The organism is Pseudomonas putida (genome assembly GCF_028682175.1).
Taxonomy (GTDB): domain Bacteria; phylum Pseudomonadota; class Gammaproteobacteria; order Pseudomonadales; family Pseudomonadaceae; genus Aquipseudomonas; species Aquipseudomonas putida_AD.
The window spans coordinates 45,179-67,408 of the sequence record NZ_JANHKS010000031.1 but is presented as its reverse complement, the minus strand read 5'-3'; the positions used below and the strand labels follow the sequence as shown (position 1 = coordinate 67,408).

General features: G+C 60.0%; 21 protein-coding genes, 4 tRNA genes and 2 riboswitches. Of the genes, 11 read left to right on the top strand and 14 right to left on the bottom strand.

Going from position 1 to position 22,230, the window contains the following annotated elements:
- Positions 1-774 precede the first annotated feature (774 nt).
- The 6 genes from mqo to NPS29_RS19965 all read left to right on the top strand — a co-directional run bounded on the left by mqo (position 775) and on the right by NPS29_RS19965 (position 6,025).
- Positions 775-2,415, top strand: a complete 1,641-nt coding sequence (gene mqo, locus NPS29_RS19990; protein WP_274134549.1) for a malate dehydrogenase (quinone) — start codon at positions 775-777, stop codon at positions 2,413-2,415.
- Between the two features lie 312 nt (positions 2,416-2,727).
- Entirely contained in the window at positions 2,728-2,943 is a 216-nt protein-coding gene (locus NPS29_RS19985) for a tautomerase family protein (RefSeq protein ID WP_274134548.1), read from the top strand.
- A complete protein-coding gene (locus tag NPS29_RS19980) occupies positions 2,940-3,596 on the top strand; it encodes a DsbA family oxidoreductase (RefSeq protein ID WP_274134547.1) in 657 nt (218 codons plus the stop codon). The genes NPS29_RS19985 and NPS29_RS19980 overlap by 4 nt, the downstream gene beginning before the upstream one ends.
- Positions 3,597-3,648: 52 nt before the next feature.
- Positions 3,649-4,362 carry an SDR family NAD(P)-dependent oxidoreductase gene (locus NPS29_RS19975; RefSeq protein ID WP_274134546.1) on the top strand — a complete coding sequence of 238 codons (714 nt, stop codon included), beginning with the start codon at positions 3,649-3,651 and terminating at the stop codon, positions 4,360-4,362.
- A 111-nt stretch (positions 4,363-4,473) separates the two neighbouring features.
- On the top strand, positions 4,474-4,893 hold the full coding sequence (locus NPS29_RS19970) for an organic hydroperoxide resistance protein (RefSeq protein ID WP_274134545.1): 420 nt from the start codon (positions 4,474-4,476) through the stop codon (positions 4,891-4,893).
- A gap of 262 nt (positions 4,894-5,155) precedes the next feature.
- Entirely contained in the window at positions 5,156-6,025 is an 870-nt protein-coding gene (locus NPS29_RS19965) for an isocitrate lyase/PEP mutase family protein (protein ID WP_274134544.1), read from the top strand.
- 103 nt (positions 6,026-6,128) lie between these two features.
- Here the strand turns inward: NPS29_RS19965 and mntP are convergent, their stop codons facing one another.
- From mntP to NPS29_RS19950, 3 genes are all read right to left on the bottom strand, one after another.
- On the bottom strand, positions 6,129-6,692 hold the full coding sequence (mntP, locus tag NPS29_RS19960; protein ID WP_274134543.1) for a manganese efflux pump MntP: 564 nt from the start codon (positions 6,690-6,692) through the stop codon (positions 6,129-6,131).
- Positions 6,693-6,697: 5 nt separating this feature from the next.
- Positions 6,698-6,869: riboswitch (yybP-ykoY riboswitch) on the bottom strand.
- Positions 6,870-6,935: 66 nt separating this feature from the next.
- Positions 6,936-7,823 carry a DMT family transporter gene (locus NPS29_RS19955; RefSeq protein WP_274134542.1) on the bottom strand — a complete coding sequence of 296 codons (888 nt, stop codon included), beginning with the start codon at positions 7,821-7,823 and terminating at the stop codon, positions 6,936-6,938.
- Positions 7,824-8,242: 419 nt separating this feature from the next.
- Positions 8,243-8,314: transfer RNA gene (locus NPS29_RS19950), tRNA-Arg, on the bottom strand.
- A 343-nt stretch (positions 8,315-8,657) separates the two neighbouring features.
- On the opposite strand from NPS29_RS19950, the gene NPS29_RS19945 reads away from it, so the two are divergent.
- The 3 genes from NPS29_RS19945 to NPS29_RS19935 all read left to right on the top strand — a co-directional run bounded on the left by NPS29_RS19945 (position 8,658) and on the right by NPS29_RS19935 (position 9,919).
- Positions 8,658-8,891: a hypothetical protein gene (locus NPS29_RS19945; RefSeq protein WP_274134553.1), complete on the top strand. Its 234-nt coding sequence runs from the start codon at positions 8,658-8,660 to the stop codon at positions 8,889-8,891.
- A 60-nt stretch (positions 8,892-8,951) separates the two neighbouring features.
- Positions 8,952-9,149, top strand: coding sequence for a PA3371 family protein (locus NPS29_RS19940; protein WP_274134541.1), 198 nt, complete (start codon positions 8,952-8,954; stop codon positions 9,147-9,149).
- A 443-nt stretch (positions 9,150-9,592) separates the two neighbouring features.
- Entirely contained in the window at positions 9,593-9,919 is a 327-nt protein-coding gene (locus tag NPS29_RS19935; protein ID WP_093464019.1) for an Arc family DNA-binding protein, read from the top strand.
- A gap of 126 nt (positions 9,920-10,045) precedes the next feature.
- Here NPS29_RS19935 and mgtE read toward each other — a convergent pair whose 3' ends face one another.
- Positions 10,046-11,494 (bottom strand): magnesium transporter, encoded by a 1,449-nt coding sequence (gene mgtE / locus NPS29_RS19930; protein WP_274134539.1) that lies wholly within the window; start codon positions 11,492-11,494, stop codon positions 10,046-10,048.
- Between the two features lie 327 nt (positions 11,495-11,821).
- Here mgtE and NPS29_RS19925 point away from each other — a divergent pair, with 327 nt between their 5' ends.
- Positions 11,822-12,313, top strand: a complete 492-nt coding sequence (locus NPS29_RS19925; protein ID WP_274134552.1) for an outer membrane protein assembly factor BamE — start codon at positions 11,822-11,824, stop codon at positions 12,311-12,313.
- A 42-nt stretch (positions 12,314-12,355) separates the two neighbouring features.
- Here NPS29_RS19925 and NPS29_RS19920 read toward each other — a convergent pair.
- The 7 genes from NPS29_RS19920 to ltaE form a co-directional block, all read right to left on the bottom strand.
- A tRNA-Arg gene (locus tag NPS29_RS19920) sits at positions 12,356-12,432 on the bottom strand.
- A gap of 135 nt (positions 12,433-12,567) precedes the next feature.
- A tRNA-Arg gene (locus tag NPS29_RS19915) sits at positions 12,568-12,644 on the bottom strand.
- Positions 12,645-12,751: 107 nt separating this feature from the next.
- Positions 12,752-12,842: transfer RNA gene (locus tag NPS29_RS19910), tRNA-Ser, on the bottom strand.
- 62 nt (positions 12,843-12,904) lie between these two features.
- On the bottom strand, positions 12,905-13,093 hold the full coding sequence (csrA, locus tag NPS29_RS19905; RefSeq protein WP_274134538.1) for a carbon storage regulator CsrA: 189 nt from the start codon (positions 13,091-13,093) through the stop codon (positions 12,905-12,907).
- A 180-nt stretch (positions 13,094-13,273) separates the two neighbouring features.
- On the bottom strand, positions 13,274-14,506 hold the full coding sequence (locus NPS29_RS19900; RefSeq protein WP_274134536.1) for an aspartate kinase: 1,233 nt from the start codon (positions 14,504-14,506) through the stop codon (positions 13,274-13,276).
- Positions 14,507-14,609: 103 nt separating this feature from the next.
- Positions 14,610-17,228, bottom strand: coding sequence for an alanine--tRNA ligase (alaS, locus tag NPS29_RS19895; RefSeq protein WP_274134535.1), 2,619 nt, complete (start codon positions 17,226-17,228; stop codon positions 14,610-14,612).
- A gap of 144 nt (positions 17,229-17,372) precedes the next feature.
- Positions 17,373-18,377, bottom strand: coding sequence for a low-specificity L-threonine aldolase (gene ltaE, locus NPS29_RS19890; RefSeq protein WP_274134534.1), 1,005 nt, complete (start codon positions 18,375-18,377; stop codon positions 17,373-17,375).
- Between the two features lie 184 nt (positions 18,378-18,561).
- Positions 18,562-18,721, top strand: a riboswitch (FMN riboswitch).
- Between the two features lie 125 nt (positions 18,722-18,846).
- On the opposite strand from ltaE, the gene NPS29_RS19885 reads away from it, so the two are divergent.
- Positions 18,847-19,341, top strand: coding sequence for a 6,7-dimethyl-8-ribityllumazine synthase (locus NPS29_RS19885; protein WP_274134532.1), 495 nt, complete (start codon positions 18,847-18,849; stop codon positions 19,339-19,341).
- Between the two features lie 138 nt (positions 19,342-19,479).
- On the opposite strand, the gene astE is transcribed toward NPS29_RS19885, so the two are convergent.
- From astE to astB, 3 genes are read right to left on the bottom strand one after another with little or no spacing between them, the layout of a single operon-like run.
- Positions 19,480-20,487, bottom strand: a complete 1,008-nt coding sequence (gene astE / locus NPS29_RS19880; RefSeq protein ID WP_274134530.1) for a succinylglutamate desuccinylase — start codon at positions 20,485-20,487, stop codon at positions 19,480-19,482.
- Between the two features lie 15 nt (positions 20,488-20,502).
- Entirely contained in the window at positions 20,503-20,793 is a 291-nt protein-coding gene (locus tag NPS29_RS19875) for a topoisomerase II (protein WP_274134528.1), read from the bottom strand.
- 46 nt (positions 20,794-20,839) lie between these two features.
- Positions 20,840-22,186, bottom strand: a complete 1,347-nt coding sequence (astB, locus tag NPS29_RS19870; protein ID WP_274134527.1) for an N-succinylarginine dihydrolase — start codon at positions 22,184-22,186, stop codon at positions 20,840-20,842.
- Positions 22,187-22,230 lie beyond the last annotated feature (44 nt).

Genomic DNA, 22,230 nt, shown 5'->3' with positions numbered 1-22,230 from the left:
CCGGCAAGCCGTGCTGCTACGGGAAGGTGGTGTGCTTTTGATCTTGATCTTCGTGCGCGGTGGTACAGGCGCCGCCGAACGCGACGTCAAGGCGCCAGGCCGAGCGCAGGCGTCGTGTAGGGGGATGAGCGGCAGGAAGCCGCTAGCCGTGCGGGCCATGGACGGCGCTCATATGGACGAGACGGCGTGCCCCCGGAACGGCGCCGGAGTCGAGGGAAGTCCGAAGGACCCCAGCCTGTCGCAATGGCTTTGCCTACTTTCCCCGTAAGGAAAGTAGGTCGCCCGTAAGGGGCGAAACCCATAAGCCCAGCCACCGCGACAACGGATATACACACGACCTCAGCGTCGCAACAAGACGCGGAGCGTCAAGTCAACCGTCACCACGCAGAGCGTGGGAGCGATCATAAGCAAGCGCCAGAGCCATTCCTTCGCCACCTGTGACACATTGGCTAATTGACTAATTCGTCACATGTTTTGTCGTAAATCACATTTAAGGTACAATCCGCGCCCGCCGCACCCATCTGGACCTGATGACCGGACCGTGCGGCGGTTGTACTGTTTACTCAAGCTGCTGATTCCAATGATCTAACAACAAGCCAGCGCGGAGGGACACAGAACTCGAGGAGCGTCTAACGCCCTTGAACCCTACCTCCTCGCCCGTCGGGCGCGATACCGGACTTGCGTCAACGTCAGTTGCAAAACGACGTGACACTCCTCGGAATCGGCCCCCATAAAAACGGCAGGCGGATAATGTTCGATCAACTGGATAACACAATGCTGAAAAAGACGAGCAAGGCGCTGCTGGGGCTGGCAGTTACGCTGGGCATGCTTCAGGCACACGCCGCTGAAGCCAAGAAAGTGGACGTGCTGCTGATCGGTGGCGGCATCATGAGTTCGACCCTGGGTGTCTGGCTCAACGAGCTGGAGCCGGGCTGGTCGATGGAAATGATCGAGCGCCTGGACGCGGTCGCCGAAGAAAGCTCCAACGGCTGGAACAATGCCGGTACCGGGCACTCCGGCCTGGCAGAGCTGAACTACACGCCTGAAGACAAAGACGGCAAGGTCAACATCTCCAAGGCGATCGAGATCAACGAAGCCTTCCAGGTGACCCGTCAGTTCCTGTCCTGGCAGGTGCGCAGCGACGTCCTGAAGAACCCGCACTCGTTCATCAACTCCACTCCGCACATGAGCTTCGTGTGGGGCGATGACAACATCAAGTTCCTCAAGAAGCGTTACGAAGCACTGCAGGCGAGCCCGCTGTTCCGCCCGATGCAGTACTCCGAAGACCCGGCGCAGATCGCCAAGTGGGTCCCGCTGATGATGGAAGGTCGTGACCCGAACCAGAAGCTGGCGACCACCTGGACGCCAATCGGCACCGACGTCAACTGGGGTGAAGTCACCCGTCAGTACGTGTCGTCCCTGCAGGCTCGCCCGAACTTCAAGCTCAAGCTGTCCAGCGAAGTCAACGACATTACCCGTAACGCCGACGGCTCCTGGCACGTCGAGTACAAGAACCTGAAGGACGGCACCAGCAGCGCGACCGACGCCAAGTTCCTGTTCATCGGTGCCGGCGGTGGCGCACTCAAGCTGCTGCAGAAATCCGGCATTCCGGAAGGCCGCGACTACGCAGGCTTCCCGGTTGGCGGTTCGTTCCTGGTGACCGAGAACCCGACCGTTGCCATGCAGCACATGGCCAAGGCCTACGGCATCGCCTCCACCGGCGCGCCACCCATGTCGGTTCCGCACCTGGACACCCGCGTGCTCGACGGCAAGCGCGTGATCCTGTTTGGCCCGTTCGCGACCTTCTCCACCAAGTTCCTGAAAGAAGGTTCGTACCTGGACCTGTTCAGCAGCATGACCACCCACAACTTCTGGCCAATGACCAAAGTGGGCATCGAGCAGTACCCGCTGGTCGAGTACCTCGCCGGCCAGCTGATGCTGTCTGACGACGACCGTTTCAAGGCCCTGCAGGAATACTTCCCGCACGCCAAGAAAGAAGACTGGCGCCTGTGGCAAGCCGGTCAGCGCGTACAGATCATCAAGCGTGATGCCGAGAAAGGCGGCGTGCTGAAGCTGGGCACCGAAGTCGTCTCGTCCCAGGACGGCAGCATCGCCGCTCTGCTGGGTGCATCGCCAGGCGCCTCGACCGCCGCGCCGATCATGCTCAACGTGCTGGAAAAGGTCTTCAAGGACAAGGTTGCAACCCCTGAGTGGCAAGCCAAGATCCGTCAGATCGTTCCAAGCTACGGCACCAAGCTGAACGACTCCCCTGCCGCCGTTCAGCAGGAGTGGAACTACACCGCTGAAGTCCTGCAACTGGACAAGCCGCCAGTGATCGACCAGAGCGTCGGCACCAGCACCGCGACCCCAGCCACGCCGGTTGAAAGCAAGCCTGCGAACGACATGGCGCTGTAACAGGCTCCATCGTTGACGCTGTAAACAAAAAAGCCACGGGATTTGAACCCCGTGGCTTTTTCGTTTGTGATGCCCCTACCCTAAAATTGCAGCCGCCTACGTCCCGTAGCAGCACGGCTTGCCGGCGGGGACGCCCTCGAGGTCGCTCCGCCGGCAAGCCGTGCTGCTACCTGAGCGATCGCGACGGGATTTATTACACGGCATCACAAATGAAGTACCCGCCCCCGTATTTATCCGCTTCACGCAACTTTCTAAAGTCCACTCCACCTGCTGACCGATCACCCCGACCGGTCAACCTCTGGAGTTGCACTCATGCCTTTCATCAGCGTTCGCATCACCCGTGATGGCGTTACCAAAGAACAGAAAGCCCAGGTCATCGCCGAAATCACCAAGACCATGGAGACCGTTCTGGGCAAGGACCCGCACCTGACCCACATCGTGATCGAGGAAGTGGACACCGATAACTGGGGCTACGCTGGAATCACCACCACCGAGTACCGCAAAAACCTGACGCAGGCCAAATCGTGACCGTCGCCGTCAGCGTCGACTTCGTGTCGGACATCGTGTGCCCCTGGTGTGCGCTGGGCGCTACCGCCCTGGAACAGGCCATCGACAACCTCGCTGGCGAAGTGACCGTGGAGCTCTCGTACAAACCCTTCGAACTGAACCCGGACATGCCGGCCGAGGGCGAGCACGCCATCCAGCACATGATGCGCAAATATGGCCGCACCGCTGCAGAAGTCGCCTCACGCAATGAAATGGTGATCGCCCGCGGCAAGGCGCTGGGCTTTGACTTCGACCTGGAAAAACGCAGCCACTTCTACAACACCTTCGACGCCCATCGCCTGCTGCTGTGGGCTGCGGGAGAAGGCCGCCAGGTCGCGCTGAAAAAAGCACTGCTCAAGGCCTACTTCACCGACGGCCAGAACCCCAGCGACCTCGAGACGCTGGTACGCCTGGCCGGTGAAAACGGGCTGGACACCGCAGCCGCCCGCGAGGTGCTGGCAAGCAACCGGTTCGCCGAGGAAGTCCGGGAGCTGGAAGGCTTTTATCAGGCGCGCGGGATCACTTCGGTACCGGCGATGGTGCTCAACGGTCGTCAGTTGGTCACCGGTTCTCAGTCGGTCGAGTACTACGAACAGGTCCTGCGGGAAATGGCGCAAACGCCTACACCGGCCTGAAGCCTTACCCCATTCGTTCAATACGCATTCTTACGTTTAAAGAGGATTCATCATGAGCAATTCGAAAAAAGTCGTTGTGGTCACTGGCGCATCCCAAGGTCTGGGTGCAGGCATCGTCGCGGGCTTTCGCAAGCTGGGTTATCAGGTGATCGCCACCTCCCGTTCGATCAAGCCTTCCACCGATCCGGACATCCTGACCGTGGCCGGTGACATCGCCGACCCGGCCACCGCCGAGAAAATCATCCGCGAAGGTGTGGCCCGCTTCGGTCGTATCGATACGCTGGTCAACAACGCCGGGATCTTCGTGGCCAAGCCCTTCACCGAATACAGCCTGGACGACTACGCGCAGATCGTCGGCACCAACATGACCAGCTTCTTCCGCATGTCGCAACTGGCCATCGCCCAGATGGAAAAACAGGGCGGCGGCGGCCATGTGGTCAGCATCACCACCACCCTGGTCGACCACGCGGTTGAGGGCGTGCCTTCGGTCATGGCGTCCCTGACCAAGGGCGGCATGAACGCGGCGACCAAATCCCTGGCCATCGAATACGCCAAGCGCGGCATCCGGGTGAACGCCGTCTCCCCTGGCATCATCAAGACCCCGATGCACGGCGAAGAAACCCACGCCGCCCTGGGCGCACTGCACCCGGTCGGCCACATGGGTGAAGTCGAAGACATCGTTGGCGCCGTGCTGTACCTGGACAGCGCGAACTTCGTGACTGGCGAGATCCTGCACGTAGACGGCGGCCAGAGCGCTGGGCACTGATCGGATACCTGCGATTCGACAAACCCGAAAAGCAGGCAACACTTGAATCGGCCCGGTAAGCGGGCCGATTCCTCATTGAATGGCACAAGGCACTACCAATAGGAGCACATCATGAGCAAAGATCTGGACAAAGTGCTGTACACCGCCAGGGTTCACACCGATGGCGGACGCGACGGCGCTGCCGCGAGCGACGACAATCGCCTGAACATCAAGCTGTCTTCTCCGGGCGCCAAGGGCGACGGCACCAACCCCGAGCAACTGTTCGCGGCGGGCTGGTCGGCCTGCTTCATTGGCGCCATCGGCGTGGTCACGCAGAAGATGAAAGTGGCAATGCCCGCCGACACCAGCGTCGATGCCGAAGTCGACCTGGGCACCAACGAAGGCGGCTACCTGATCCAGGCCCGTCTCAAGGTCAGCCTACCAGGGCTGGACCGTGAAACCGCGCAGAAGGTCGTGGAAGCGGCGCACCAGGCCTGCCCATATTCCAAGGCGACCCGCGGCAACATCAATGCCGAAGTCACCCTGGCCTGACCGAAACCGGCGGCCATCCCAACCAGCTTCCCGAACGTCGGGCGGCTGGTTTTATTTTTTGATAGGCAGCTGGAAATTGTCGGCAAAACGCCCCGAAACAGTGCAAGAAATAACGATTCAGCGGCCATATCCTCGGCATCATGTGCGGTGCGCATACCCCATTCCCAAACGACATAACCCAGGGTTTACAGGCGTGATAGTCTCGCCGCACCTATGAGCATATGAAATGGCGTCAACGATGATCGCCAGTACAGGAAACGTCATGTCCAGAATGTCCCACACCGCGCTGCGCCGTAATTTCCGCGAGCTTCTCGCCTCCAACAAGTGCTTCGACACCGCCTCCGTTTTCGACCCGATGTCTGCGCGCATTGCCGCTGACCTGGGCTTCGAAGTCGGCATTCTCGGTGGTTCGGTCGCCTCGTTGCAGGTGCTGGCCGCCCCGGACTTCGCCCTCATTACCTTGAGCGAATTCGTCGAGCAGGCCACCCGCATCGGTCGCGTTGCGCAACTGCCGTTCCTGGCGGACGCCGACCACGGTTATGGCAACGCGCTGAACGTCATGCGCACCGTCGAAGAACTGGAGCGCGCAGGGGTTGCGGCGCTGACCATCGAGGACACCCTGCTGCCAGCGCAGTTCGGGCGCAAGTCAACGGACCTGATTTCCATCGAAGAAGGCATCGGCAAGGTCAAGGCGGCCCTGGAAGCGCGCTGCGATCCGGAACTGGCAATCATTGCCCGCACCAACGCCAACGTGCTGTCGGTGGAAGACCTGATCGAGCGCACCCAGGCGTACGAAAAGGCTGGCGCGGATGGCATCTGCATCGTCGGCATCAAGGACTTCGAACACCTGGAGCAGGTGTCGGCCAAGCTCACCGTCCCGCTGATGCTGGTGACCTACGGCAACCCGAAACTCAACGACTTCGAACGTCTGGCCAAGCTGGGTGTGCGCATCATCGTCGCCGGCCACGCGGCGTACTTCGCCTCGATCAAGGCCACCTACGACTGCCTGCGCGCCCAGCGCCAGGTCACACACAGCACCGAAAACCTCAGCGCCACCGAACTGACCCACACCTACACCTTGCCTGAAAACTACGTGGCATGGGCCGAAGAGTTCATGGACGTCAAAGAGTAACAGCCCCAGGAGCGGTGCCCTCCCCTGGCACCGCTTCCCTCCCGCAAAACCCCACGCTCCCGTAGCAGCACGGCTTGCCGGCGGGAGCGATGTCAGGGCTGGCTCAGGCGCTCAAGTGTTCGTAGAGAATCGTCGAGCCCACCAGCATCAGCACCATACCGCCGACGATTTCGGCGCGCTTGCCGACCACTGTGCCAAGCACCCGACCCAGCATCACGCCCAGGGTGACCATGACCGTGGTCGCAAGGCCGATGGCACCGGCCGCCACCAGGATGTTCACGTTGACGAAGGCCAGGCCCACGCCCACCGCCAGCGCATCGATGCTGGTGGCAAACGCGGTGATCGCCAGAATCACGAAGGAATGGGAGTCGGGTTTTTCCTCCTCTTCGTCATCGTGCTTGATGCCGTTGTAGATCATGTGCAGGCCCAGGATCAGCAACAGCGTGAAGGCGATCCAGTGGTCCCAGTTCTCGACATACTGAGTGGCCACCTGACCGATACCCCAACCCACAATCGGAGTAATGGCTTCGATCACACCAAAGATCAGGCCGGTGCGCAGCGCTTCGCTGAAACGTGGTTTGTGCAGGCTGGAGCCTTTGCCGATGGCCGCCGCGAAGGCGTCCGTGGACATGGCCAGGGCGAGGAAAATCAGGGAAATGGGGTTCACGGTGTACTTCCAGTCGGGCTATAGAGACAACGACGCAACCACACGCCCGACTTTAGGCATGGATGCATCGCTGGTCTCGCCAACCGAAAGGTGTTCGCGCCACGGCATGAAGCCGAGAATGTTGACACGAACGCTCATGACCAAGGCCTGAGCAGGCTACTCCCCAACAACGGTGGCCACTATAGCGGCTACGATGTGAAAATTATATGACCTCGATAGATTTTCGTGGTTATGGCTATCGGCTTAGCTCTTCACCTTGGCCGCATACAACCCACCCGCAATCACCAGGCAAGCGCCGATGATGGTCCAGTTATCCGGCAATTCGCCAAAAACCAACAGGCCGATCAGCGTGGCAAACAACAACAGCGAATAGTTGAATGGCTGCAGGGTCGATGCCGTGGCGTAGCGCAACGCCTGAAGCAACAAGAGCTGAGCCACCACGCCGGTCATCGACAGAATCCCCAGCAGCACCCACTCCGTCCCCGTTGGCGTCACCCACAACGGCAACCCCAGCACCGTCACGGCGATTGCACCGATCACGCCCATGTACAGCATGTTGGTCGCGAAAGAGTCGTCCTGGCTGATGCGCCGGGTCAACACGCCGAAAAACGCGAAACCCAGGGCCGAGATCAGCGGAATCAACGCAGCCAGCTCGAACACCCCGGTACCCGGCCGCAGGATCACCACGGTACCGAGAAAACCCACACCCGCCGCGAGCCAGCGTCGCAGCCCGATGTACTCCTTGAGAAACAACCCGGCTAACCCCAGCGTCATCAAGGGGAACACCGCATACAACGCATGCATCTCCGCCAGCCCCAGGTAACGCAAGCCGATGCCGAACAGCACGATATCCCCTACCCCGAGCAAGGCCCGGATGATTTGCAGAAAAGGATGACGGCTCCGGCTGGCGTTTCTTACACCGCCACGATAGGTGCAGTAGGCAATGGCGAACAGCAGGAACACCCAGTAGCGCACCATCACCAGCTGCATGATGGGCAAGTCCCTGACCAGCACCTTGGTGATCCCGTCCTGGGCGGCAAAAATCAGCATCGACAGCAGGCACAACAAGATACCGAGTTGAGGTCTCGCAGCTTCATGGGCGCGCGCAGCGCCTTGCAGCGGAGTGCTCATAGAGGGTCAGTCCAGTGGCGGGTTTTGGGATAGGTCGCAGGTGGTCACAGCTGCCGGGCATTTAAGCCAGAAAAGCGCGAGGGATGCATGTCTGGTAACGACGTGAAGGCGTCGGTGGTGGCCACGACTCACCACCTGTGAAGCATTACCGCCACAAGAAAAAACCTTGGCCTCCCGTAGCAGCACGGCTTGCCGGCGGGGGCGATCTCAAAATCGCCTTCGCCACCAAGGCGGCTCCCACGGGATCGAGGTCAGCCATACCCGTAGCAGTCCGGCTTGCCGGCGTCGGCGGTCGTGAATACGTCCCCGCCGGCAAGCCGTGCTGCTACAGGATGGAGTGGGTGTTTTGTGCAGACGCGACGTCAAGGCGCCAGGCCGAGCGCAGGTGTCGTTGAGGGGGAATTGCGAAGAAAAGGATATGTCCCCTGCAGGAATCGAACCTGCATCTAGCCCTTAGGAGGGGCTCGTTCTATCCGTTGAACTAAGAGGACGTAACGTCTGTAGCCTGAAACATGCCGACCGAACCGCTGAGCATGCCTGTCGGCGTCAGCGGGACGGCGAGCATGTTAACGGTAAGCCTTTGTTTTGTCATGTCGTCATTGTCATTTCAAGCTGTAGCCTCTTTCCCACGGACGCCCCCGCCCGAGCATCATCATGCAATTTGCAATGCACCACATTGACATCATTGCAAAGTGCAATCCAAACCCGCGCAAATTCATTCGTAAACCATTGATTTTATTGATTATTTTTTCACTAAAAAGCTGGCATGCAGGCTGCATTACTCCTGTTCGTGCAAATCCCCTTCAAAATCAATTCCAAGCGAAGGTAACCGACATGAACATGACTCTCTCGCTGTTGAATGCTGCGGCCCTGGTCGCTCTGGTGGCCTTTCACTTCCACGATGCTGGCAGCAAGACCGAGACAGTCGCCGTTCAGGCACAGCCTCATTATCTGATCAAGCAGGCGCCTCGCTACGCTGCAATGCCAAGCCAGCATTCCGACGCCATGCTGGCCAACGATACCGATGAAGCTATTCCTGTCGACCGCTCCGAACGCTGGGTGTTCTGATTTTTTACCAGCTGAAGCGGATTTGCCTGCTTTTCACTGACTACGACTACGAGAACCGCCATGTCCAAAGCAGCATTGTCCTTCTTGATTCTGAGCATCATGGCCATCGCGACGGATCAATTGCTCCCGACATCGATGGACACCCTGGGCACTATCGCCAAGGTTTCAGCAGGACTGTTCGCCTGCCTGTTCGTGATGGCGTTGATCGTGGGACGCCGGATCAAGTTCGACCCTGTACTGCGCCAGGCCAAGCCGTGATCCACGGCGCTGCCATCTGCTACGCTTTTTTCAACTCGATCTGAGCTGCTTTCCTACACCCGCGCCCTACGCACCCGCCTGCCCCGCCCGAAGACCCTTCGTCTCTTTCTTGAGCCTGTGCTCGTATTTTGACCCAGACGCTTCTACTCTGAAGACAGATAGCCATCATGGCGCAAAGCCGCGTCTACGGCGGTTATCGCCTGGAATGTGGCAACCGGGAACTTTGCAAACCAGAACGCATTTCTGATAATTGGTGCTGGCTAAACGCCTTTATCTAGTTCAATATTGTCACAGATTTGACGCCAAGGATCCGACGTATTGAGGCATGATGGCGGACCTTTATGTTGGCTGGTTGAACATTTCGCCAAAATGACAGTCAGACGATGACATCACGCGGCTGAATGCAGAACCGCCTGCCCCTTTGAACTAAATCGGTTAAATATATGAGCCCTATGAAACAGGCCAATTATTCCAGTCGCACAGCTGACAAGTTCGTTGTCCGCCTCCCGGAAGGCATGCGCGAGCGTATTGCGGAAGTCGCCAAGCAGCATCACCGCAGCATGAACTCGGAAATCATTGCGCGTCTTGAGCAAAGTCTGATTCAGGAAGGCGCACTGGGCGACGAGCCAAGCCTGCGTCTGGACAGCCCGGAGCTGTCTCTGCACGAGCGTGAGCTGCTGCAGCGTTTCCGCCAGCTGGCTCATCGTCAGCAAAACGCCCTGGTGTCGTTGATTGCCCACGACACAAGCCTGGCAAACGACGACGAATAAGTCGCCCTTGCTCTCCCGAAAGCCAGCCTAGCGCTGGCTTTTTCATGCCCGCCATAAATGCACTGCACGCTGCCATGAAAAAACAAAAACCGCCTCCCAGGGCGGTTTTTTGTTTGCTTGCGCGGACTAGAGCAGGAACAGCGTGGCCAGCCCCAGAAAGATGAAGAAGCCACCACTGTCGGTCATTGCAGTGATCATCACACTGGAACCCATGGCCGGGTCGCGCCCCAACCGCGCCAGGGTCATCGGGATCAGCACCCCCATGAACGCCGCCAGCAGCAGGTTCAGCGTCATCGCGGCGGTCATCACCACGCCCAGCGACCAGCTGTGGTACAGCAGGTAGGCCACGACGCCGATCACCCCGCCCCACAACAAGCCATTGACCAGCGCAACGCCCAGCTCCTTGCGCATCAGGCGCGAGGTGTTGCCGTTGCCGGTGCTGACCTGGTCCAGCGCCATGGCGCGAACGATCATGGTGATAGTCTGGTTGCCCGAGTTGCCGCCGATACCGGCCACGATCGGCATCAGGGCCGCGAGCGCCACCAGCTTCTCGATGGAGCCTTCGAACAGGCCGATCACGCGGGATGCGAGGAAGGCCGTGATGAGGTTCACCGCAAGCCAGGACCAGCGGTTGCGCAGCGAACGCCAGACCGAGGCGAAGATGTCTTCCTCTTCCCGCAGACCGGCCATGTTGAGGACTTCGGTCTCGCTTTCTTCGCGAATCAGGTCGACCATTTCATCGATGGTCAAACGGCCGATCAGCTTGCCGTTCTTGTCCACCACCGGCGAAGAAATCAGGTCGTAACGTTCGAACGCCTGGGCGGCCTCGTAGGCGTCGCCATCAGGGTGAAAGCTGACCGGATCGTCGGCCATGACTTCCGACACCTGTTTCTCCGGGTCATTGACCAGAAGGCGCTTGATCGGCAGCACACCCTTGAGCACGCCGTCGTAATCGACCACGAACAGTTTGTCGGTGTGGCTTGGCAGCTCCTTGAGGCGGCGCAGGTAACGCAAGACCACTTCCAGGCTGACGTCCTCGCGGATGGTGACCATCTCGAAGTCCATCAGCGCGCCAACCTGTTCCTCGTCGTAGGACAGGGCCGAACGCACGCGCTCGCGCTGCTGGGTGTCCAGCGCTTCCATCAATTCATGCACGACGTCGCGAGGCAGTTCAGGCGCAAGGTCGGCCAGTTCGTCAGCGTCCATCTCCTTGGCGGCTGCGAGCAGCTCGTGATCGTCCATGTCGGCGATCAGGGTTTCACGGACGGAGTCGGATACTTCCAGAAGGATGTCGCCGTCGCGCTCGGCCTTGACCAGTTGCCAGACCGTCAGGCGGTCCTCAACAGGCAGGGCTTCAAGAATGTAGGCGACGTCGGCGGAGTGCAGGTCATCGAGCTTGCGTTGCAGCTCGACCAGGTTTTGCCGGTGAACCAGGTTTTCGACGCGATCCTGATGCTGACCTTCCTGGCGATGGGTCAGATCTTCGACGACACGCTGGCGCTGCAGCAGATCGACCACTTGCGCAAGGCGATCCTGCAGGCTTTCCTGCGTCTTTTTTACTTCGATTTCAGTCATAGGCGAACTCCACTCCCAGCAGTGGAACACGCCGGAAGATCAATCAGTCGATTCTTGATTGGTACAGCTTGGATTTAAGTTGCTACTGGGTAAGTCCATGGAGGTATTCCACAAGCCCCGGCGGGGCTGACGGGCGCAATCATACACCGCTTGTCGAGGCTGCATGTTAAAAATTCAACACGGAACAAGCGCTTGCAACGCAATGCTGACCGCGGGATGAGTCTCTCTATCCTGCGACGTCACATCCGGTGAAGAAAACACGCTCGCTCCCGAATAATCATCTGGCTAGGCTGCGCTGACCCCGTCAAGGAGGACGCGCCTGTGCCATTGGACCTTCGAAAAGCCATTATTGCTGCCCTGTTTTTCATTCCCGTGCCTACATGGGCAAACAGCGTGCAGCGCTGCACCGATGAAAGCGGCAATCTCACCTTCACCACCCTGGGCTGTCCGCCCGGCCATGACATGCAGTTGCACCAGGCTTACAACGCTCCACCTGGAACGATAGCACCCGGCCCTGCTCCGCCTGCGCCAGGTGCCAAGACTGGCAGCAGCCACGAACTGGTGATCGTCGGCCAGCGGGACGACGGCTGCGGCAACGTGCTGAGTGCTGAACAGCGGCGCAAGGCGATCATCAACTACCAGACACCTGCCGGCATGACCAGACGCGATGTGGAAAGCCTGCTGGGCAGACCGGACAAGGTCGTGAGCCGCAACGGCGAGGTGAAGTATGTATACGAGGAGAAAAAAGGCAAAAGCCGGCAGGTGTCATTCGATGAACACGGCTGCGTGAAAGGCAGGATTCAGAAGCAGGAACGCTAGAAAGACAAAAGGCCCGCATTTTCATGCGGGCCTTCTGATTTATGGTGCACTCGACAGGATTCGAACCTGTGACCGCTCGGTTCGTAGCCGAGTACTCTATCCAGCTGAGCTACGAGTGCAAGTGGCGCTTGTTAAACCAGATCACCACTGGTTACTGCATTTTACTTCTGGAAGTGAGTGGTGCTTCCGAAGACCTGTTGAAGCCAGGCTCTTTCTTAAAGCAGTTATCTGTATCACTACAAACAACGCTTAAATGGTGCACTCGACAGGATTCGAACCTGTGACCGCTCGGTTCGTAGCCGAGTACTCTATCCAGCTGAGCTACGAGTGCATTTGTTGCCGCGCATTATAGGCCGTTGAATCTGCTTGTCAACCACTTTTTCTAGTAAATTCAACAACTTACCGAAGAAGCCAGATTACAACGTACTACGCAAATAATGGCGGAGAACGGGGGATTCGAACCCCCGACACCCTTTTGAGGTGTACTCCCTTAGCAGGGGAGCGCCTTCGGCCACTCGGCCAGCTCTCCGCAACACGGGGCGTATAATAACCACCCTTTTCCCCGTTTGCAAACCAAAAATTCAATAAAAATTAATGGCTTGGTTCCTGGCCCTTCTCTTTCTTGATGCGCTCGTAGATCTCTTCACGGTGAACAGCCACTTCCTTGGGCGCATTGACGCCAATTCGTACCTGATTACCTTTAACGCCGAGCACGGTTACGGTGATCTCACCGTCACCAATAATCAGGCTCTCCGCGCACCGACGGGTCAAAATCAGCATGCCTATCTCCTCAATCTACATTCAGGGACTACAGTCTGCACAACCAAAAGGCATCGTCCGGAACCTGTACCAGCAGCCCGGTCAGCCTTGAGTATTGACTAGCGGCGGAAAAAAAACAGTTTTATCGCGCCGTTCAGAAACACGAAAGGCGCGGTATTCACCGCGCCTTTCGGTCAACGCTTACTCGCCCTGGCGAGGCGCGTCGAGTTCAAAGGCAGTGTGCAGGGCGCGCACGGCCAGCTCCAGGTACTTCTCTTCGATGACCACCGAAACCTTGATTTCGGAGGTGGAGATCATCTGGATGTTGATGCTTTCCTTGGCCAGCGCTTCGAACATGCGGCTGGCAACGCCTGCGTGGGAGCGCATGCCGACGCCAACGATCGAAACCTTGGCGATCTTGGTGTCGCCGATCACTTCACGGGCACCGATTTCGCTGGCGGTCTTATTCAGCACGGCCAGGGCCTGGTCGTACTCGTTGCGGTGCACGGTGAAGGTGAAGTCGGTGGTGTTATCGTGCGCAACATTTTGCACGATCATGTCGACTTCGATGTTGGCGGCGCTGATCGGGCCGAGGATCTTGAAGGCAACGCCTGGAGTATCCGGGACACCACGAATGGTCAGCTTGGCCTCGTCACGGTTGAAGGCGATGCCAGAAATGATCGGCTGTTCCATGGATTCCTCTTCATCAATGGTAATGAGGGTACCTGGACCCTCCTTGAAGCTGTGCAGCACGCGCAGCGGGACGTTGTACTTGCCGGCGAATTCCACCGAACGGATCTGCAGGACCTTGGAACCGAGACTGGCCATTTCCAGCATCTCTTCGAAGGTGATCTTCTCCAGACGCTGTGCTTGTGGCACTACGCGCGGGTCAGTGGTGTACACGCCATCGACGTCGGTGTAGATCTGGCACTCGTCGGCCTTGAGGGCCGCCGCCAGGGCAACGCCCGTGGTGTCGGAACCGCCACGACCCAGGGTCGTGATGTTGCCGCTCTCGTCGACGCCCTGAAAACCGGCGACGACAACTACGCGACCTTCCTTGAGGTCAGCGCGAATTTTCTGATCGTCGATCTGCAGGATACGCGCCTTGTTGTGCGCGTTGTCGGTCAGGATGCGCACCTGGTTGCCGGTGTAGGACACCGCAGGCACGCCACGCTTGATCAGCGCCATGGCCAGCAAGGCGATGGTCACCTGCTCGCCGGTGGAAACGATCACGTCCAGCTCGCGCGGGACCGGTTGATCGCTGATCTGCTTGGCCAGGTCGATCAGGCGATTGGTTTCGCCGCTCATGGCCGACAGCACGACCACCAGATCATCACCCGCCTCGCGGAATTTCTTGATCTTGTCGGCCACCTGCTCGATGCGCTCTACCGAGCCCACGGAGGTGCCGCCAAATTTCTGTACGATTAAAGCCATCTCAAAGCCGCCTCAGCCCGTGAAGGGCGCCCGTTAAACATTCAAACCACCAAGCGCTGCGACCTGCCGGCAGGCAGGCCGCAGTGGGTCGACCAAGGGTTTGTTACAGTCCCTGATCGGCGAACGGAACCGCCAGCGCGAGCGCTGCGTCCAGGCCTGCGGCATCGACACCGCCGCCTTGCGCCATATCAGGACGACCACCGCCTTTACCGCCAACGGCAGCAGCCGCTTGCTTCATCAAATCACCGGCTTTGAGTTGGCCAGTCAGGTCCTTGGTGACGCCAGCCACCAACACGACCTTTTCCTCATGCACACCGCCGAGCAGGATCACTGCGCGGCCGAGTTTGTTCTTCAACTGGTCAACCAGGGCCAGCAGCGCCTTGCCATCCTGACCGTCGAGACGGGCAGCGAGGACCTTGGCGCCCTTGACGTCCACCGCAGCGGCAGACAGATCGTCGCCCGCAGCGCTGGCCGCCTTGGCCTGCAGTTGTTCCAGTTGTTTTTCCAGCAAGCGATTGCGTTCCAGGACAGCCGACAGCTTGTCCAGCAGGTTGTCGCGGTTGCCTTTGACCAGGCTCGCGGCTTCCTTCAGTTGTTCTTCGGCACCGTTCAGGTACGCCAGCGCCACGGCGCCGGTGACCGCTTCGATACGACGCACGCCGGCAGCGACGCCGCCTTCGCTGACGATCTTGAACAGCGCGATGTCGCCAGTGCGGTTGGCGTGAATCCCGCCGCACAGCTCGACGGAGAAATCACCGCCCATGCTCAGTACGCGAACGCTGTCGCCGTACTTCTCGCCAAACAGCGCCATGGCGCCTTTCTTCTTGGCGGTGTCGATGTCGGTTTCTTCGGTTTCGACCGCAGTGTTCTTGCGCACTTCGGCGTTGACGATGTCTTCCAGGGCCTTGATCTGCTCGGGCTTGATCGCCTCGAAATGGCTGAAGTCAAAGCGCAGGCGCTGACTGTCGACCAACGAGCCTTTCTGCTGGACGTGATCGCCCAGGACCTGACGCAGTGCCGCGTGCAGCAGGTGGGTGGCCGAGTGGTTCAGGGACGTGGCCTGACGCACATCAGCAGCGACTTCAGTCTGCAGTGCAGCGCCTACCGACAGGCTGCCGGACACCTGCACGCCGTGGTGCAGGAACGCGCCGCCGGTCTTGGTGGTGTCGCGCACGTCGAAACGCGCAGCGCCAGCCTGGAGGAAACCGCAGTCGCCAATCTGGCCACCGGATTCTGCGTAGAACGGCGTGCGATCGAGGATCACCACGCCCTCCTCGCCTTCATTCAGTTGCTGGACCGACTCGCCATCCTTATAAATAGCCACGACCCTGGCGTCACCGTTGGTGGCCTTATAACCGGTGAACTCGGTGGCCACGTCAACCTTGACCAGGCTGTTGTAGTCCATGCCGAAGGCGCTGGCGGAGCGGGCGCGCTCACGCTGGGCGTCCATCTCGCGCTCGAAGCCTTCCTCATCGAGGGTCAGGTTGCGTTCGCGGGCGATGTCGCCGGTCAGGTCCATCGGGAAGCCATAGGTGTCGTACAGCTTGAACACCACTTCGCCCGGCACCACGGTGCCCTTGAGCTCGGCCAGGTCCTGCTCGAGGATCTTCAGGCCCTGCTCCAGGGTCTTGGCGAACTGCTCTTCTTCAGCCTTGAGTACGCGCTCGATGTGCGCCTGCTGGGAAGTGAGTTCCGGGAAGGCTTCGCCCATCTCGGCAACCAGTGCCGCGACGATCTGGTAGAAGAAGCTGCCCTTGGCACCCAGCTTGTTACCGTGACGGCAGGCGCGACGGATGATGCGACGCAGTACGTAGCCACGGCCTTCGTTGGATGGCAGTACGCCATCGGCAATCAGGAAACCGCAGGAACGGATGTGGTCGGCCACGACTTTCAGCGAAGGCTGGGCGTCATTGGTGCAACCGATGGCCTTGGCGGCAGCGGCCAGCAGGCTCTGGAACAGGTCGATCTCATAGTTCGAGTGCACGTGCTGCAGCACGGCGCTGATCCGCTCAAGGCCCATGCCGGTGTCGACCGACGGCGCTGGCAGCGGGTGCAGCACGCCGTCGGCGGTGCGGTTGAACTGCATGAAGACGTTGTTCCAGATCTCGATGTAACGGTCGCCGTCCTCTTCGGGCGAGCCCGGCGGGCCACCCCAGATGTCGGCGCCGTGATCGTAGAAGATCTCGGTGCAAGGACCGCACGGGCCGGTATCGCCCATGGTCCAGAAGTTGTCGGAAGCGTACGGCGCGCCCTTGTTGTCGCCGATACGGACCATGCGCTCGGCCGGTACGCCGATTTCCCTGGTCCAGATGTCGTAGGCTTCGTCGTCGGTGGCGTAGACAGTGACCCAGAGCTTGTCTTTCGGCAGCTTCAGGACGCCGGTCAGGAAGGTCCAGGCGAAGGTGATCGCATCGCGCTTGAAGTAGTCACCGAAGCTGAAGTTGCCCAGCATTTCGAAGAAGGTGTGGTGACGCGCGGTGTACCCGACGTTTTCCAGGTCGTTGTGCTTGCCGCCGGCGCGCACGCACTTCTGGCTGCTGACGGCACGGGTATAGGCTCGTTTTTCCTGGCCCAGGAAGCAGTCCTTGAACTGGTTCATGCCTGCGTTGGTGAACAGCAGGGTCGGGTCGTTGCCCGGAATCAAGGAGCTGGAGGCGACACGGGTGTGGCCCTGCTCTTCGAAGAAGCTCAGGAAGGCTTCACGGATTTCTGCGCTTTTCATAGGTTCTTCCACGGGAACTGCGGCCAGAGGCAAATGCATAACGTCATTCGACGTAGCGACGGCAAAGGGCCGCATTATATAGGCGTTGCTTCCACGGTACAGCGTCTTTGTACGATAGAAGCAACCAATTGGATTATCGGTCGATTATTGCGCGCCGAATTCGGCAAATGCTGCAACCACCTGCTCCATTTGCGCGCCAGACACGTCCAGGTGCGTGACCATGCGCAGCCGCGACGCCGCGCTCAGGACGATGCCGCGCTCGGCGCAAAACGCCTTGAGCTGGTCGGCCCGCTCACCGATCTGCACATACACCATGTTGGTCTGAACCGGCTCGACGGTGAAGCCCAGCTCCGACAGAGCCTTGCCCAGGAACGCGGCATTGGCGTGATCGTCTGCCAGGCGCTGGACCTGATGCTCCAGCGCATACAGCCCCGCCGCCGCGATCAGACCGGCCTGGCGCATGCCACCGCCGACCATCTTGCGCAAACGGCGAGCCTTTGCGATGAACTCACTGGAACCGCACAGCACCGAGCCGATGGGTGCGCCCAGGCCTTTGGAGAGGCAAACCGATACCGAATCGAAATGCCGAGTGATCTCGCGGGCATCCACGCCCAGCTTGACCGAGGCGTTGTACAGGCGCGCGCCGTCAAGATGCAGGCTCAGGCCCTTTTCAGTGGTCAGTTTGCGCGCTGCGGCCAGGTAGTCCAGCGACAGGACCTTGCCCTGCATGGTGTTTTCCAGCGCCAGCAAGCGGGTGCGGGCGAAATGGAAGTCATCGGCCTTGATGGCCGCGACCACCTGATTCAGGTCCAGGGAACCATCAGGCTGGTTATCCAGCGGCTGGGGCTGAATCGAACCCAGCACTGCCGCGCCACCGCCTTCGTATTTATAGGTGTGGGCCTGCTGACCCACAATGTATTCCTCGCCGCGCTCGCAGTGGGCCATCAGGCCCAGCAGGTTGCTCATGGTGCCGGTGGGAACGAACAGCGCCGCTGCAAAACCCAGACGCTGCGCCAGCCAGGATTCCAGCTTGTTGACCGTCGGGTCTTCGCCATACACGTCATCGCCCAGGGGCGCGCTGGCCATGGCCTCGCGCATGCCGGCGGTGGGCTGGGTCACTGTGTCGCTGCGCAGATCGATTACCGTCACGATGAAGCTCCCTGAAAAGTGTGTCGAACCTCAGTTCTGAGGCCTTGACCCTTGATAATCAAGTCTTCGCGCGGCAAAGCCAAGGCCTGCTTATAAGAAAACCTGATGAAAACCATCCAAAAGGCTCCATGCACATTCTGAAAATCTGTGTTACAAACTGCACGCCGACGAAATATGCCGTCGGCAACGTTCTCAGGGCGGGGTGCGATTCCCCACCGGCGGTAATGGTGCGCAAAGTGCCTAGCCCGCGAGCGCTCGGTCGGGATTTCAATCCCGACAGAGGTCAGCAGACCCGGTGTGATCCCGGGGCCGACGGTCATAGTCCGGATGAAGAGAGAACGGGATTGGCACCACAGGATCGTCTCGCAGCCGGGTCACGGGCATTTTTTGCCGGGCCGCTTGCGACCGTACCCTGGCATCCCCTTCGATCCAAACGCCCTGTTTTTTAATTAAACAGGAGTCAGAACAGATGCAACCCACCGCAATTCACGCTCACGAGCGCATCGCTTTCATTCAAGCTTGCTGGCACAAAGATATCGTCGATCAGGCGCGCAAGGGCTTCGTCGCCGAGATGGCCAACCATGGCTATGCCGAATCCGACATCGATTTCTATGAAGTGGGCGGCGCCTTCGAAATCCCGCTGCACGCCAAGCTGCTGGCCAAGACCGGTCAATATGCCGGCGTGGTGGCTGCAGGTCTGGTGGTGGACGGCGGCATCTACCGCCACGAGTTCGTCGCGCAGTCGGTCATCAGCGCGCTGATGCAGGTCCAGCTGGAAACCGAAGTGCCGGTGTTCTCGGTGGTCCTGACCCCGCACCACTTCCACGGCGGCGAAGAACACCACAACTACTTCTTCAACCACTTCGTGCACAAGGGCCAGGAAGCGGCGAAGACTTGCGCAGATACGCTGACCAAGCTGCGTGCGGTGCGGCGTCTGGGTGAGTCGCAGAAGGCTGTGGGTTGATCTGGAATGCGGTGTCTTTCGAGGCACCGCATACCTGTAGGAGTGAGCTTGCTCGCGATTGCGTCGTATCAGTGACCTATATGGCGCTGACACACAGCAATCGCGAGCAAGCTCACTCCTACAGGATTGGGGATCGCTTCAGCCCAACTGCTCATCCGTCGTCGGCACGATCAGAATCCCGGCACGCAGGCCGTTCTTGACCTTCGGGTTGGGGAAGATGATGCGGGCGCCCTCCTCCTCTACCACCCAGCGTGAATCGGCCAGGTCCTCGGCCAGCACGAACCCCTTGTCCAGCCTGGTGAAGTTCTCGATGTCCGCCGGAAGGTGCAGGCGGAAGGCGTCGCTGTGCTTGATGATCTCGCGCGCCACGCTGAACAGCTTCAACCCGTCGATCTGATCGCCCACCAGCGGCTCGGTGCCGCGAATCAGGTGCTCAAGGCAGAGTTTCAACGGCGTCAGGTTCACGCTCTGGTTCTGCCCGAACGGCCGCGCCTTGCCCAGCTCCAGCGTAAAGGCTTCTGCATCGAGCTTCTCGTAGGTGTAGGCGCTGAACACGATGGACGGCTTGTTCTGCAACAGCACGGCCTCCATCCCGGCGCGATGCAGGCGGATCAGCTCGCGGCGCGAATGCTGGCGCCCCTCTTTCCAGGGGTAGAGCGCGAATTGTTCGATCTTCGAGCCGCGAATGGCCGTGTGCAGGTCGTAGTGCAGGCGGTAGCGGTCCGGCACGCTGAAGAAACTCGCAGCCAGGCGCTCCAGCTCGCAGGCGCGCATGGCTTCCGCGCCGCTGCCTTGTTCATGACGGCCATTGAACAGCCGGTTGATGTCGTGTTCGACGTAACGCTCGCCGCGACGCATCGCCTCGGGGTTACCGAACAGGAACAGAATGCGCGCCCGAGGCTTGAGTTCACCCCGGGCAATGGCATGGATCAGCTCGTCGAGCAGCTCGATCGGCGCGGTCTCGTTGCCATGGATACCCGCGGACAACAGCAGGTCGGTGCCATTGTCCTTGGCCTCTGGAGGGCGCACTTCCAGCGCCCCCTCGGCCAGCCAGCGCATACGCACGCCTTCGACGGTCAGTTGAGTCTTTTCTGCGGGCTCACGACCCGCCAGGGTCAGTTCAAGCAGTTTGCCGAGGGCGAGCATAAGGCCGATTACCTCTTAGTGATTGCAATCAGGGCCGTGGACGTGACCGTCTTCTTCATCTTCGCCGACGTCGGCCGCTTCCATTTCCAGCTGCAGGCTGACCAGGTTGGTGGCCATCGGGCGCAACAGCAGGTTGGCGTATTCGGTATCGCCTTCCTCGACGTCCACGCCGATCAGCAACTGACCGCGGCCATCCTGCTGAATCCACACCTCTTTGCCCTGCCAGATCACGGCAAAACGGGTGCAGGAGGTTTCCAGCTGGGTGCCATCGGTGTCTTCAAGGATCAAACGCAGCGCGTCGGTCATGCAGAAATTCTCTCTATAAGGCAGGAGCAGCGACGCCCCTGGTGCATCAATTGATTTGGAAAGGATAGACCGCGCCCAGCTTAAGGTGCTGAGTCAGTTCATCCAGCGCCGTACGACATTCGGTCAGCAACTGCGGATCGGCCAGATCGCTTTCGCTCAGGCGGTCACGGTAATGCTTGTCGACCCACTGCGTGAGGGTGTCATACAACGGCGCGGTCATGATAACCCCTGGGTTGACCGCTGCCAGTTCAGTTTCGTTGAGCGCCACGCGCAAACGCAGGCACGCCGGGCCGCCGCCGTTCTGCATGCTTTGCTTGAGGTCGAAGACCTTCACCTCGCGGATCGGGCTCTCGTCAGCGATCAGACGTTGCAGGTAATTCCACACCCGCTCGTTGCTGCGGCACTCTTCCGGCACGATCAGCAGCATCGAACCGTCTGCGCGAGACAGCAACTGGCTGTTGAACAGGTACGAGCGCACCGCATCATCGACCGCCACTTCGGTGCGCGGCACACAGATCGCCTGGAAGCGGCCGCCGCGACGATTCAGCTTGTCGTGCAGCTCGCTGAGCATGTGCTCGGTATTGAGGAAAGCGTCCTCGTGATAGAACAGCACCTCGCCATTGCCCACGGCGATCACGTCGTTGTGAAACACGCCCTGATCGATCACGGCCGGGTTCTGCTGGGCAAAGACCACGCCCTCATCGCTCAGGCCGTGCAGGCGGGCGACGGCTTGCGAGGCTTCCAGGGTCTGGCGCGCCGGGTACTTCTGCGGCGCCGGAAAACGGGTGTCGAAGGCCGCGCGACCGAACACGAAAAACTCCACCCCTGCCTCGCCGTAACTGCGGCAGAAACGCGTGTGGTTGGCCGCGCCTTCATCGCCGAACTGGGCGACGGCAGGCAGGGCGGCGTGGTGGGCGAAATGCTGCTGGTCGGCGAACATGGCGCCCAGCACGCGGCTGGTGGTTGGGTGCTCGATGCTGCGGTGGTACTTGCAGTTCAGGTTGGCGGCGGTGAAATGCACGCGGCCGTCGGCGGTGTCGGCGCTGGGGCTGACGGTGGCGGCGTTGGCCACCCACATGCTCGACGCCGAGCAACTGGCGACCAGCAACGGCATGGATTCTTTTGCAGCGCGCTCGATGACCTGGGCGTCAGTGCCACCGAAGCCCAGCTTACGCAGGCCGGCGATGTCCGGACGCTCCTGCGGCGCCAGCACGCCCTGGGTGAAGCCCATTTCCATCAGCGCTTTCATCTTCGCCAGGCCCTGCAACGCCGCTTCACGCGGGTTCGAGGACTGCTGGCAATTGCTCTGGGACGCGACGTTGCCGTAGGACAATCCGCCGTAGTTATGGGTTGGCCCCACTAGACCGTCAAAGTTGACTTCACAGGATTTCATCGGTGAGGCTCCGTGGATCTGTTTTTATATGCACATTCTTCATG

Excerpts from the sequence above, each read along its gene's own strand:
- mqo (WP_274134549.1), top strand. The coding sequence starts at position 775 with ATGCTGAAAAAGACGAGCAAGGCGCTGCTGGGGCTGGCAGTTACGCTG.
- NPS29_RS19985 (WP_274134548.1), top strand. The coding sequence starts at position 2,728 with ATGCCTTTCATCAGCGTTCGCATCACCCGTGATGGCGTTACCAAAGAA.
- NPS29_RS19975 (WP_274134546.1), top strand. The coding sequence starts at position 3,649 with ATGAGCAATTCGAAAAAAGTCGTTGTGGTCACTGGCGCATCCCAAGGT.
- NPS29_RS19970 (WP_274134545.1), top strand. The coding sequence starts at position 4,474 with ATGAGCAAAGATCTGGACAAAGTGCTGTACACCGCCAGGGTTCACACC.
- NPS29_RS19965 (WP_274134544.1), top strand. The coding sequence starts at position 5,156 with ATGTCCAGAATGTCCCACACCGCGCTGCGCCGTAATTTCCGCGAGCTT.
- NPS29_RS19955 (WP_274134542.1), bottom strand. The coding sequence starts at position 7,823 with ATGAGCACTCCGCTGCAAGGCGCTGCGCGCGCCCATGAAGCTGCGAGA.
- NPS29_RS19945 (WP_274134553.1), top strand. The coding sequence starts at position 8,658 with ATGAACATGACTCTCTCGCTGTTGAATGCTGCGGCCCTGGTCGCTCTG.
- NPS29_RS19940 (WP_274134541.1), top strand. The coding sequence starts at position 8,952 with ATGTCCAAAGCAGCATTGTCCTTCTTGATTCTGAGCATCATGGCCATC.
- NPS29_RS19935 (WP_093464019.1), top strand. The coding sequence starts at position 9,593 with ATGAGCCCTATGAAACAGGCCAATTATTCCAGTCGCACAGCTGACAAG.
- mgtE (WP_274134539.1), bottom strand. The coding sequence starts at position 11,494 with ATGACTGAAATCGAAGTAAAAAAGACGCAGGAAAGCCTGCAGGATCGC.
- csrA (WP_274134538.1), bottom strand. The coding sequence starts at position 13,093 with ATGCTGATTTTGACCCGTCGGTGCGCGGAGAGCCTGATTATTGGTGAC.
- NPS29_RS19900 (WP_274134536.1), bottom strand. The coding sequence starts at position 14,506 with ATGGCTTTAATCGTACAGAAATTTGGCGGCACCTCCGTGGGCTCGGTA.
- alaS (WP_274134535.1), bottom strand. The coding sequence starts at position 17,228 with ATGAAAAGCGCAGAAATCCGTGAAGCCTTCCTGAGCTTCTTCGAAGAG.
- NPS29_RS19885 (WP_274134532.1), top strand. The coding sequence starts at position 18,847 with ATGCAACCCACCGCAATTCACGCTCACGAGCGCATCGCTTTCATTCAA.
- astE (WP_274134530.1), bottom strand. The coding sequence starts at position 20,487 with ATGCTCGCCCTCGGCAAACTGCTTGAACTGACCCTGGCGGGTCGTGAG.
- NPS29_RS19875 (WP_274134528.1), bottom strand. The coding sequence starts at position 20,793 with ATGACCGACGCGCTGCGTTTGATCCTTGAAGACACCGATGGCACCCAG.
- astB (WP_274134527.1), bottom strand. The coding sequence starts at position 22,186 with ATGAAATCCTGTGAAGTCAACTTTGACGGTCTAGTGGGGCCAACCCAT.